Origin of the sequence: Acinetobacter sp. HA (genome assembly GCF_000264725.1) — a bacterium.
Lineage (GTDB): Bacteria > Pseudomonadota > Gammaproteobacteria > Pseudomonadales > Moraxellaceae > Acinetobacter > Acinetobacter schindleri.
Map to the genome: position 1 here is coordinate 54,328 of NZ_AJXD01000045.1, position 13,529 is coordinate 67,856.

Annotated in this window: 8 protein-coding genes and 1 pseudogene; all 9 read left to right on the plus strand. The window is 37.3% G+C overall.

What is annotated here, in order from left to right:
* Positions 1-42 precede the first annotated feature (42 nt).
* Positions 43-1,107 carry a YqaJ viral recombinase family protein gene (locus HADU_RS09145; RefSeq protein ID WP_008305571.1) on the plus strand — a complete coding sequence of 355 codons (1,065 nt, stop codon included), beginning with the start codon at positions 43-45 and terminating at the stop codon, positions 1,105-1,107.
* Positions 1,108-1,387: 280 nt separating this feature from the next.
* Entirely contained in the window at positions 1,388-2,287 is a 900-nt protein-coding gene (locus tag HADU_RS09150; RefSeq protein WP_008305572.1) for a hypothetical protein, read from the plus strand.
* Positions 2,288-2,383: 96 nt separating this feature from the next.
* Entirely contained in the window at positions 2,384-2,614 is a 231-nt protein-coding gene (locus HADU_RS09155; RefSeq protein WP_008305573.1) for a helix-turn-helix transcriptional regulator, read from the plus strand.
* A gap of 32 nt (positions 2,615-2,646) precedes the next feature.
* Positions 2,647-2,856: pseudogene (locus HADU_RS09160) on the plus strand (HNH endonuclease); the annotation flags it as partial.
* Positions 2,857-2,982: 126 nt separating this feature from the next.
* Complete coding sequence (locus HADU_RS16005; RefSeq protein WP_264653523.1) at positions 2,983-4,440, plus strand: DEAD/DEAH box helicase; 1,458 nt, start codon at positions 2,983-2,985, stop codon at positions 4,438-4,440.
* Entirely contained in the window at positions 4,440-5,789 is a 1,350-nt protein-coding gene (locus HADU_RS16010) for a helicase-related protein (RefSeq protein ID WP_264653524.1), read from the plus strand. Before HADU_RS16005 ends, HADU_RS16010 begins: the two co-directional genes overlap by 1 nt.
* Before the next feature lie 143 nt (positions 5,790-5,932).
* Positions 5,933-9,091 carry a site-specific DNA-methyltransferase gene (locus tag HADU_RS09170; RefSeq protein WP_008305575.1) on the plus strand — a complete coding sequence of 1,053 codons (3,159 nt, stop codon included), beginning with the start codon at positions 5,933-5,935 and terminating at the stop codon, positions 9,089-9,091.
* A 6-nt stretch (positions 9,092-9,097) separates the two neighbouring features.
* On the plus strand, positions 9,098-12,520 hold the full coding sequence (locus tag HADU_RS09175) for a DEAD/DEAH box helicase family protein (RefSeq protein ID WP_008305576.1): 3,423 nt from the start codon (positions 9,098-9,100) through the stop codon (positions 12,518-12,520).
* 559 nt (positions 12,521-13,079) lie between these two features.
* Positions 13,080-13,514, plus strand: a complete 435-nt coding sequence (gene arsC, locus HADU_RS09180; RefSeq protein ID WP_004988483.1) for an arsenate reductase (glutaredoxin) — start codon at positions 13,080-13,082, stop codon at positions 13,512-13,514.
* The last annotated feature ends 15 nt before the right edge of the window (positions 13,515-13,529 follow it).

Genomic DNA, 13,529 nt, shown 5'->3' on the forward strand with positions numbered 1-13,529 from the left:
GCCGAAAATTTTACAGAACTCAATATTTATAAGGATCAGAGCATGAATCAGATTGCACCGATAAATACCTCTCAACTCCCTCATTTCCCAATTCCGAAAGAGATGAATGAATCAAATACCGCAGCTAAACGAACAGCGACAGCTAAGCGTTTAGCCAATACTAAAAATATGGATTACCAGGAATGGCTGGAAGTACGTAAGCAAGGTATTGGCAGTAGTGATGCCGCAACCGCCTGCGGCCTCAACCCTTACATGTCGATGTTGGAACTTTGGATGATCAAGACTGGTCGAACTCAGCAGAACGTTGATGATGACAGCTCAGGCGTTGCACCGCTGTATTGGGGCAAACAGCTAGAGCCATTGGTAGCGGAGTACTACAGTCTGCACACTAATAATAAAGTGAGACGAGTGAATGCTGTGCTTCAACATCCTGATCCAGACAAAGCCTTTATGTTGGCAAATCTGGATTATGCGGTTGTGGGGAGTGATGATGTACAGATCCTGGAGTGTAAGACTGCTGGGGAACATGGTGCCAAACTCTGGCGAGATGGTGTGCCTTTATACGTACTCTGTCAGGTGCAACACCAACTTGCGGTAACAGGCAAACAGGCAGCGCATGTCTGTGTCCTGATCTGTGGGCATGAAACCAAGATCTTTAAAGTCAGCCGTTCTGAATCAGTGATTCAACACATCATTCAGGCAGAGCGTTATTTCTGGGAATGTGTGGAAACGGATACTCCGCCATCTGTAGATGCCAGTGAATCCGCAGCCAAAGCTATTCAGCAACTCTATCCAGCGCATGTGCCGCTGAGCGTTGAAGATCTCTCGCAAAATGAAAATGCCAATTTGATGTTTGATCAGCTCATTAAAATGAAAGAAGAGATTCAGCATAAGCAGGAACGCTTTGACCAGCTGAAGCATCACATCCAAATGCTGATGAAAGATGCTGAACGAGCCACCTTTGCCAATGGCTCTGTGGTCTGGAAAAAAGCCAAAGACTCTATCAGCCTGAATACCAAGGCATTGCTTCAGCACCAGCCTGAACTCATTGAGCTTTACCCCCTTCAAAAGCCGGGCAGTCGTCGTTTCAATATCTATACCGACTAAGCCTATTTCAGCCCATTCAAATAGCGAAGCGCAAAAACCGCTCCCCGCTCTCCACTCGCTAGGAGCAGAGAGCAATACGGTCGCGGCTTTTGTTGCTAGCAACGTTATTCATTCATTTTTTAATACATTCAATTATTTCGAAACATGCTTCTTACATATCTACGTCTGGTCTGCTAGCAATGATCTATTTCTATTGATTGGATTTATTGAGAGTCTTTGAAACACGTCTCTTACATAGCAGCGGCAAATCTGTAAGAAAATAAATTTAAGGATATTTTCCATGATTAAAGGTTTAGCGATTACACCACCAGCTCTAGGGCGCATCAGTATTGGGCGAGTGATGGAAAAGAACGGCAAGCGCCTACCTGAGAAAGATGACCAATTCACCATTACTTCGCAAATCCAAAATAAAGAAGGATGGGTCAAACATCCATTAGATGAACAGCTTCGAGCTAATGCACCGAATCAGAAACTTCGTTCAATCCCTGTCCGCATGATCTTCAATGATCCTGATTTAAACCTAAGAGCAGAGTACACCTTGTTTGATCGTCAGACTGGACGACCTGTCTGTGTGGGTGATGGTCAAACTTGTCAGCGTTTAACCAATCAAGGCGTTGAACAGCATCCGTGTCCTTCACCTGATTTATGTCCTCTGGCACAAGGCGGTAACTGCAAACCTTATGGACGTTTACATGTGAACCTGGATGACTCAGATGAATTTGGCACATTCATCTTTAGAACCACGGGCTTTAACAGTATTCGAACTTTGGCTGCACGGCTGAGTTATTACCACGCAGCTTCAGGAGGTTTGCTGTCTTGTTTACCATTGCAACTCACTTTAAGAGGGAAAAGCACCACACAAAGCTATCGTCAACCGGTGTATTACGTGGATCTGACTTTACGGGAGGGCATTAGCCTGAATGAAGCGATTATTCAGGCGAAGCAAATTGATGAACAGAGCAAGCAGGCGGGGTTTTATCAGGAAGCTTTAGACTTTACCGCAAGGAAGGGTTTTGCCAATGCGCGATTTGAAACAGATATAGAGGAAGGGTTAGATGTACTGGAGGAGTACTATCCTGAACAAGAACAGAACCGGGCGGTGGAGCAACAAACTTCGCCTGAAGGGTTTGTACAGGATATTCAGCAGGGGTTGCAGCAAAGTGTAAGAGCTGTGAATTAGGTCAAGGTTGTGAAGTATTCAAATTAGTTTTTTACAGAACGTCCTGATTGTTTGAGCGGTAGACAGCCCGCTTAAACAATCTAAGGAGAATCAGTCATGAATACATTTATTGGTCAAACATTTCAAATGAATCAGCTTATCAATATCAAACAAGTTGCATTGTTTACAGGAATAGGACGTTCAACTATCTATGAAATGATGGATGAAAATTCACCTTATTACGATGCCACATTCCCAAGGAAAGTTAAAATTACTCAAAATCGTATCGGCTGGTCAGCTTATGAGATCCATCAATGGATTGAAAGTAAGTTGGCGAGCAGGGAATAGAAAGGGAGCAAAAGCTCCCTTATTTTTTTTGTTTGCTTGCATCGGATGAGTTTTTGCATAAGTGGCAGGAGCGGAATGAAGAGCAGGATTTGATTATTGTAGAGCGAGTTTCTGTGCTGGGCTTCCTAACAGATAAAGAGCGGTCACATAAGGTGGCAGAGTGGGCCTATAAACAGGCAAGAGAAAATGAATATTTAATCTGGTTGGGTGGGAATGAAAAAGCAATTTTGAGTTGCTTATAAATTATTTTATGGTAAAAATATCATTTAGAGATTGAAGAAAACTTATAAACATTTATATTCAAAATCAGATACTAGTTTTTAACAATATTTAAATAATGACTTATACTAACCACCAAATAAAATATTTTGCATGGGAAATTACAAAAAAACGACTCGGCATCAGATATTGATCGTTTGTCGCAGTCGTTGTTTGATGCTCAGGTTGATGTAAATCCTCACCAAATTGAAGCTGCACTTTTTGCTTTGAATAATCCTTTAAGTAAAGGAGTCATTCTTGCTGATGAAGTGGGATTAGGAAAAACGATTGAAGCGGCGTTAGTGCTTTGTCAGTACTGGGCAGAACGACGTCGAAACTTGTTGATTATTTGCCCAGCTTCTTTACGAAAACAATGGGCACAAGAACTACAAGATAAGTTTAACCTGCCTACGCAAGTTTTAGATTTAAAAACTTGGAATATGGCTCGCAAAGATGGCGTTTATGATCCATTTAAAAATGGGAAGATTTCTATAATCTCCTATCCTTTTGCAAATCGAATGGAGCATGCTTTGGCACAAATCCCATGGGATTTGGTAGTGATAGACGAAGCACATAAATTACGGAATGCTCATCGCTCAAGTAACAAAATTGGGAATAGTCTTAAACGCTCATTGATAGGCAAGAAAAAGTTGTTATTAACAGCGACACCGTTACAGAACACTTTAATGGAGCTTTATGGTCTAAGCACGATTATAGATGAGCACTTATTTGGTGATGAGAAAGCATTTCGTTCTAGATATGTGGTTGATGGTGATATTCAATCATTAAAAAAAAGAATTCAACAATTTATGCAAAGGACTTTGCGTAAAGATGTTTTGGAATATGTTCCTTACACCAATCGTCATGCTTTAACAGTTCCCTTTAAGCCTACTGATGATGAGCAAAGCTTATATGATTCAATCAGTGAGTATTTGCAGCGAGATGTCAGCTATGCATTTCCACAACAACAAAAACATTTAATTTCAATTGTTTTAAGAAAACTTTTGGCATCCTCGACTCCTGCTGTAATTGCAACTTTAGAAGCTATTCAACAGCGACTGAAAAAATTGCTTGAACAGCAGAGTCTAGATGAAGATTGGCTCAGTAATTTTATTGTTGATGAGGATATGGATGAAGAGCTGCTGGATGATTTTGATGAGGAAGCAGGTCATGGACAAATAGATGTTAGTTTAATTAAATCTGAAATAGCTGAAATTGAACGGTATATACAGCAGGCTTATAAAATTAAAGATGATAGTAAAACTTTTGCTTTGCTTTCAGCCATTGAGCAAGGCTTTGCTCGTATGTTTGAAATGGGGGCGAAACGAAAAGCTGTTATTTTTACTGAGTCTAAACGTACTCAGGAATACTTAATCACATTCTTGGAGGCACGAGGATACAACGGAAAAGTAATAGGATTTAATGGAAGTAATACATCTGCAACGAATACAGGTATTTATCAAAAGTGGTTGGGTAAATATTTAGGGACTCAACATGTTACAGGCTCACCAGCAATTGATCGGCGCACGGCTTTAATCGATTTTTTAAGAATGAGGCAGAAATACTAATTGCGACAGAAGCAGCAGCAGAAGGTGTGAATTTACAATTTTGCTCTTTGGTCATTAACTATGATTTACCATGGAATCCGCAACGTGTGGAACAACGGATAGGTCGTTGCCATCGTTATGGTCAGGAATTTGATGTTGTTGTGGTTAATTTTTTAAATGAAAGGAATGAAGCCGATCAGCGAGTTTTAGAGTTACTTAAAGATAAATTCCAGTTGTTTGATGGTGTCTTTGGTGCCTCGAATGACATTTTAGGAACAGTTGAAAGTGGTATAAATTTTGAAAAACGGATTTCTGAAATCTATGATCAGTGTCGTAGTTCAGAAGAAATAGAACAAAGCTTTAAGCAATTAAGAGATGAGCTTGAAGATCAAATCAATGAAAAAATGAAACGTACTCAAGAATTATTGCTTGAGCATTTTGATGCTGATATTCATGATTTATTAAAAATCCAAAAAGAAAGAGCTGAGTACCAACTCGATAAGATTAGCCGCTTATTTTGGATTTCTACAAAATACATTCTTGAGAAATACGCTAAATTTAATAATGAAAGGCTAAGTTTTGATTTAACTAAATCACCTATTCTGAATACGCCATCAGGAAAATATCAACTTATTCGTAAAGGCGAGCGAATTCCTGAAAATACTTTTATTTATCGTTTGACTCATCCCCTTGGTGAATTTGTTTTAGATAATGCCAAAGGTTTACAAACACCAAAACAATTCATTCAGTTTGATTATAGCCAATATGGTCAAAAAGTAACTCTGCTGGAGGGGTTAAAAGGACAACAGGGTTGGCTATCTATTACTGTCTTGAGTTTGGATTCTTTTCAAGAAGAAGAGCATATTGTGATCACGGCAATGACCGATGATGGTAAGGTTTTAGATGTGGACTTATGTGAGCGGTTGCTTCAAGTCAATGCAACAGTATTGTCTGATGTGGTAGACCCGATTCCTGAAATATTTAAGGCAAATATTGATAAGCAGTATCAAGTTGCATTAAACCATGCTCTGGAGCTGAATGATGAGTTTTTCAAAAAGGAACGGGATAAGCTAGAACAGTGGGCTGAGGATAGTTTGCTTGCCGTGGAGAAAATGCTTGAAGATATAAAGTTAAAAATATCTAGTCTGAAACGAGAGTCTCGCAAAGCACCTAATATTGAAACTGAAAAACGACTACAGGAAGAAATACAAAAAGCTGAAAAAGAAAAACGACGCATGAGACAGCAGGTTTTCGATGTCGAGGATGAAATAGCAGATAAACGTGATGCAATGATTGATGCGCTAGAGCAAAGGTTGCATCGCTCAAGCAAAGCCGAGAATTTATTTGTAGTGAGATGGCAGTTGGTTTAATACCAATTGCTATTTTTTTCTACGATTTTTTTTTATATTTAAAGTGATTTCTAGTATCCTTATCAGTTAATTTTGCCTCTGCAAACTTAATTCGCTTTACCAGAACCTATTTATCATAAGGTTTTGAAAAATAGGAAATATTTATGAGTACTCAGTTTTCTGCACTTGTTTCTAAACTCAAAGAAATCTTTCAAATCAATCGTCCTGATTTGGATTTTGGGGTTTATCGCATTTTAAATTCGCGTAGTGATGAAATTGCAGAATTTTTGGATAAGCGTTTAAAAACCAAAGTAGAGCAATATCTTGGTGAAGCAAAATCGAGCCTGGATGAAAATGCAATAAAAGAATTAGAAGCTGAGCTGAAAGCAGAATTTGGTAAACGTGCTTTTAATGAGCAAGGTGAGCTTATAGATGCTGAAGCAATAGAAAGTGCATTAGGTCAAAAATACATTGCTTTAACACAAGCAGATGCACATGAAATGACAGATCAGTCACAAGTGTATAGTCATTTGCTCACGTTCTTTAGTCGTTATTATGACGAAGGTGACTTTATTAGCCAACGTCGTTATAAGGGTGATACCTACGCTATTCCTTACTCTGGTGAGGAAGTCATGTTACATTGGGCAAATAAAGACCAGTACTATACCAAGTCTGGTGAGATGTTTAGCAACTATCGTTTTAAACTGAATGATGAGCGTTCAGTTTTATTCCGCTTGGTAAGTGCAGACACAGCTCGTGAAAACCGTAAAGATAATGATAAAGACCGTCGCTTTATTATTGTGACAGAACCAAAGACCTTTACTCGTATAGATGAAGACGGTGAAGAGTTTGAAGAAACGATTGTTCCATTCTCTATTCAAAATAATGAACTGACCATTCTTTTTGAATATGCAACTTTGCCTAAAGGCTCAAAGCAAGAAACATTAAATATTGAATCGTATAACAAAATTGTGAGTGCAAAAGTTTTAACTACTGACTGGCTAAATGATTTAGCTCAACCTGCACCGACTGAAAAAGAACCAAAGCGTACAGTACTGCAAAAGCACTTGAGTACTTATACGCAGAAGAACACAGCAGATTATTTTATTCATAAAGACTTGGGTAAATTCTTGCGTCATGAACTTGATTTTTATATTAAAAATGAAGTGATGCATTTAGATGATGTGGTGAGTACCGATCAGTTTATTCAGATTGAACGTCAGCTCAGTATTATCAAGTGTTTACGCCAAATTGGTTTAGAAATTATTAGTTTCTTGGCTTCGCTTGAAGATTTTCAGAAAAAGTTGTGGCTAAAGAAAAAGTTTGTCGTTAGTGCTGAGTACTGTATTACTTTAGACCGAGTGGATGAGTCTTTATATGCTGAAATTGCAGAAAATACAGCGCAATGGCAACAATGGGAAGATTTAGGCTTTAAAGGTACAGATGCAGGTTGGGGAACAGCTGATTATTTAAAACAGCATCAAGCTTTAATGGTGGATACTTCATTATTTAGCTTAGAGTTTAAAGTAGAGCTTTTAAAAAGAATTGATGATTTAGATGCCCAGACTGATGGTTTGATCATTCATAGTGATAATTTTCAAGCTTTAAATTTAATAAAAGATAAATATGATAGTAATATTCAATCTATTTATATTGATCCACCATACAATACAAATGCTTCTGAAATTATTTACAAAAATGGATTTAAACACTCATCTTGGCTTTCACTTTTGGATTCTAGATTCGACTTAACCAAAAAATTAATGAATAAAGACTCACTAATATGTGTGACTATTGATGATGTAGAGAAAGATAAGCTAAAAATGCTTATGGATTATTCATTTGGGTATGAAAACTCTATGGGTACCATTGTTATTCGAAATAATCCATCTGGTAGATCGACAACAAAAGGAGTTTCGATAGCTCATGAATATGGTTTACTCTACAGTAAAAGTGAATCAGCTGTTGTTGGGCGTCTTCCAAGAAATGAAAAGCAAGATTCAAGATATAAGGAAGTGGATGAGGTCGGAAAATTTGAATGGGTTAATTTTAGAAAACATGGTGGCATGAAGTCTGATGCACCATCAATGTATTACCCAATTTTTATTTCGGGAGATACCTTGCGTATTCCTGATATGGAATTTAATGAAATATCTAAAGAATGGTTATTGAAAGAAGAGCCTAGAGGAAATGAAGTTGTTATTTATCCAATAGATGAGCACGGTTTAGATCGTCGTTGGAAATGGGGCATAGATCGATTTAAAAACGAACTTAAAAATTGTAAAGTGAGTAATGATAAATCTGGTAAAAAAGCCGTTTATATTAAAGCTCGTATGAATGAAGAAGGGGTTCTTCCAATGACTTGGTGGGATCAAAAGGAGTATTCAGCGACCGCATATGGCACAAACTTATTAAAAACTTTTTTCAAAAGTCTAGATAGCTTTTCTTATCCAAAAGCTTTAAATGCTGTTAAAGACATGTTGAAAGTATTATCGAATAAAAACTCGAACGATATTGTATTAGATTATTTTGGGGGATCTGGTACAACAGCGCATGCAACGATTGCTTTAAATCGTGAAGATCATGGAAATCGAAAATACATCCTTGTTGAGCAAGGCGAGTATTTTGATACCGTCATTAAACCTCGTATTCAAAAAGTAATTTATTCAGCAGACTGGAAAGAAGGAAAACCAACTAATCCTGAGTCTGGTATTAGTCACTGCTTAAAAGTTGTGAAACTTGAGAGTTATGAGGACACTTTAAATAACTTAGAGTTGGTGCGTAAAGGTACTCAACAGACACTTTTGGCCGAGCAACAAACATCAGCCAAGCCGGAAGATCAAAACGCTTATAGCGATTATCTCATGCACTATATGCTTGAGTTAGAAAGCAAAGATTCATTACTGAATGTTAAAGACTTCCTTAAGCCATTTAGCTATCAGATGAATATTACAACCGATAGTGCAGGTGCATTTGAGCGTAAAAATATTGACTTGGTTGAAACCTTTAACTATCTCATTGGAATGAATGTTCAAGAAGTAGATTATCAGTTAGATAAAGGCTATGCCCAAATCACAGGTAAATTGCGTACAGGTGAGTACACGACGGTTCTATGGCGTGACTGTGAAAAGATTGGCTATGCAGAACTCGATCAACTACTTTCCAAGCTTAAAATTAATCCAAACGATGGTGAATACCAATTGATTTATATCAATGGTGATCACAATGTGGCGAGTAAGTACACCACCAAAGAGGGTGAGGAAAAACAGCTCAAAGTTCGTTCGATTGAACAAACGTTCTTAAAGAATATGTTTGAGGAGTAATGCACTGTGGCAAAAGCTCCTAAAGCAAAAACTAAAGCGGTTAAAGTCAATTTTCATGAGCAATTGATTTTAAACAAATGGCTGTGGTCAAAGTTTAATCCGAATCGTTTGGAAGGCATGAAACAACAGCTTGATCATCCTCAGTTTGAGGGAATCGAGCATGAGGGTGATAATACAGGACAAACGAAATTCTTTAGTGTGATCAGCAATACCTTGTTTAATAAACAAGTTATTGATATTGATGTGCTACGTCGCTATGACTTAAACATTGTGAAGCACTGGCAAAAGATCACTGAAAAACGTAATGAAATAGAAGGGCATGTTTTAAATCTAAAATATTTCCAATACCTTTCATTGCTGTTTACAGAACTGTATTTAGATCAATATTTTAATCATCAAGCGGACATGCTCAATGAGCTGAATGTTGAACTTGAACAATATAATGATGATCAGAAAATTGACGCAGATCAATTTCAGCAGTATTTACCTGAAGACCTAAATAAAATTGGCTATTGGAATGCGACGGGCAGTGGTAAAACATTGCTTATGCATGTCAATATTTTGCAGTATTTAGACTATTTCCAACATCAAAATGGCGATAGCACTTATCCAGACCAAATCATTTTACTTACACCGAATGAAGGTTTGAGTGAACAGCATTTACAAGAACTCACGGACTCAGGTTTTCAAGCGACCCTGTTCGATAAGCAGAAGAGTCGAAATAGCTTGTATCGAGATGAAATTCAAATCATTGATATGAATAAGCTCAGTGATACGGATGGTGATAAAACCGTTGCGACCATGAGCTTGGAAGGTAAGAATCTTGTTCTGATTGATGAGGGACACCGTGGTACAAGTAGTACTGCTGGTGCTTGGATGGAGCGTCGAGATATTCTCACTAAAGATGGCTTTAGTTTTGAGTACTCGGCTACCTTTGGTCAAGCCGTGAGTAAGGCAGACAACGTCTATAAACGCTTTGAAGATGCCAAAAAACAGAAAGCCAAAATGCTGTATGGTGTGGCGATTAATAAGCTAACCGAAGAACAGAAAAAAAATATTCAGCTTGATGATTTGGAACAGCAAAAATATCGTCGGGAAGCGCTTCGAGAAGTATATGCTAAAAGTATTTTGTTCGATTACTCGTACAAATATTTCTATGCAGATGGCTACGGTAAAGAAGTCAATATTCTGAACATGAAAGAATATCATGAAGATGATGAGCGTAATCTTTATCTTACAGCTTGCTTACTCTCGTTCTATCAACAGCAATATCTATTTAAAAAGAATCAGGTAAAGCTGGCAAAATTTAATATTGAAAAACCACTGTGGGTATTTGTCGGCAATAAAGTCAATGATGATGATTCCGATATTTTAGCCATTGTAAAATTCTTGGCTGATTTCTTAGATGCATCTCGTAAGAGTAAGGTGATCAGTTGGCTGCATGACTTAATTACTAATACATCTCGTTTGGTTGATCCTAAAGGAAACAATATTTTTGCCAATCGTTTTGCACCTTTATACGGTCAAAATGCAACTGAGCTTTACCAAGATATTTTAAAAAGTTTTTTCAATGCGACAACCAATCAACGTTTGAACGTAGTACGCATTACAGCGAATAAAGGTGAGTTACGTTTACAGGTCGGAGAAAATACTCCTTTTGCAGTGATTAACGTAGGTGATGAAAAAGGCCTATACGATAATTGTGAGAACTCAAGTCAAACGCATTACATCAATGCTCGTACCGATGATTTTGCAGAGTCATTATTTCCTACATTAAATAATGATGATAGTGAAACACATCTTCTAATCGGTTCACGTAAATTTACCGAAGGTTGGAGTAGCTGGCGTGTCTCGACCATGGGCTTGTTGAACATGGGTTCAGGTGAAGGTGCTCAGATTATTCAGCTCTTTGGTCGTGGCGTACGTTTAAAAGGTGAGAACTTCTCTTTAAAACGAACACCAAGAGAAATTTATAGTAAGGCTGAATATAAAGGTCTGCATTTAGATTTGATGCAAACTATTAATATTTTTGGTTTACGTGCTGACTACATGGAAAAATTCCGCGATTATCTAAATGATGAAGGCATTATCCTGAATCAGGATTTAGTCACATTGGATTTTCCAACCAATAAAATTCAAGCGCCTCGCTTAAAAACACTCACATTAAAAGATGGCTACAAAGATAATCAAGCGAATGGTTTTAAGGCTCAGTTAAAGCTCTCGATGTTTAAAATTCCAAAACAATACGAAGGTAAAATCAAAAAACCTTTTGTCGTTTTGGATTTGTATCCTCGCTTGCAAGCCTTTCATACCGATAAGTCCAAGCGTCAAATGGATGTTAAAGACAAGCGTCAAGAGCATGAGATTTCACCAAAAATCATGTGTATGTTTGATTTTGATGAAATTTACTTGCAACTTCAGCAATATAAGTTCCAACGAGGATATAGCAACTTACAGTTGAACGTTGATGATTTACAAGAGTTTTGTCTAAGAAATATCAAATCGTCTACGGAAGACTGGTATAAGCTTTTGGTCGATGGATCAGAATTATCTAATGATGTAGGTGGAATTAAAAAACAGCAAGCTATTTTAACGGAGCTTTTACAATCCTATATGGATAAGTTCTACCATGCGATTAAGAATGCCTATGAAGGGCAGTTTTATGAAGTAACAGAATTTAGTTTGGATGATAAGGATTTGCCTGTACAGATTTGTGAGCAATATACCCTTACTGCTAAAGACGGTCAAAATAACGAGGCACAAGAAGTATTTGATCGTTTGGAAACACTGAAAGATTTGGTTGCCAAAGGTGATGTAGAAAAATTAGCACCTTGGAAAGAAGATGGTAGCTTTAGAGCGATTACGTTTGATCGTCATTTGTTCTATCCGTTGTTGGATAAGAAGGATGAAAGCTTACCATTTACATGGTCACCAATGCTATTTGACTACACGAGTCATACCCAAAGTAGTGAAGTGAAGTTTGTTCTGGATTTGCAAAGTTATATTAATACTCCAGCTGCTGATGATTTATTGAAAGATTATGAGCTTTATTTATTGAGAAATGCTGATAATAAATATCGTGGTTTAGGTTTTGCTTTAGCCGGAAATTTTTATCCTGACTTTTTGTTATGGCTAGTAAACAAACAAACAGGGCAGCAATATTTAACTTTAGTTGATCCTAAAGGCATCCGAAACATGAATCACGACGATGCTAAAATTGAGCTCTACAAAGAGATTAAAAATATTGAGGCTAAGCTTGAGCATCCTGACTTAATATTAAGCAGCTTTATTTTGTCTATTACACCAATGAAAGATATTTTGAATAACTCTCTTTCTGAAGAAGAGTTTGCTGAAAAGAATGTCTTATTTATGGTGGGTAATGGAACAGCGTACCTTGGGAAAATGTTAGAAAAAATACTCCAGCTATAGGCTGGAGTATTTTTAAAAGTGTTTATATCTTTTATTTGGTTTGAGTTGCTTAAGCTATTCACTTCAGCTGAAAAGATCTGCTTTAGATTTTGGTGTGATTGCTATGTGATGTAACGATGAAATTTTCTAAACTGTATCTTACTTCTAAAAAATCTTTGATAAAGGTTCAGTCTCTTTTCTTCGACGTGGGTAAATCGGGGTAAATAGAATTTAAGATAATACTGAAAATTAAAGGGGTTAATAGCTGAATTAAACTGCCACCATCTCAATTTCGCTCTTATCAACTTATTGACTTTTATTAAGAGAAATACAATTAAAAAAGTCCTTAAGATATTCAGTTTGTTAGATGAGGGATGTTCCTAATGTGAGTTGAGAATCCGAAAAGAAGCTTTAGCTTCTTAATTTAATTGACACCGTTTCAGAAATACCTAAATGGGAGGTTTTTGATTGATTCAGGAGCTTTTCTTATTTATTGGTACTTGTAGTTAATCATATATTCCATATTGCGTATATTTGAATATTCATATATAAAAAGCTGTCTGTTTAAGAGATTATACTCATGGATCAAATGCCAAAAGTTCAAATTTACCATAATCCTGCCTGTGGCACGTCTCGTAACACTTTGGCGCTTATTCGCAACACGGGGATCGAACCAGAAGTAATTGAATATCTGATTACGCCACCATCAAAAGATCAGCTGATTAAAATGATTCAGGACTCTGGTTTAAGTGTTCGTGATGTGTTACGCAAAAATGTAGATGCTTATACTGAACTTAATTTAGACGATGCGAACTGGACAAATGAGCAATTGCTTGATGCTATGCTTGAACATCCCATCCTGATTAACCGTCCTTTGGTCGTGACAGATTTGGGCACTCGTTTATGTCGCCCATCTGAAGTAGTGCTAGATATTCTACCTTTGCCGCAATTAAAAGCTTTCGCTAAAGAAGATGGTGAAGTCATCATTGATGAGCAAGGCAGACGCTTAAAATAAAAGGTGAAACCCCTA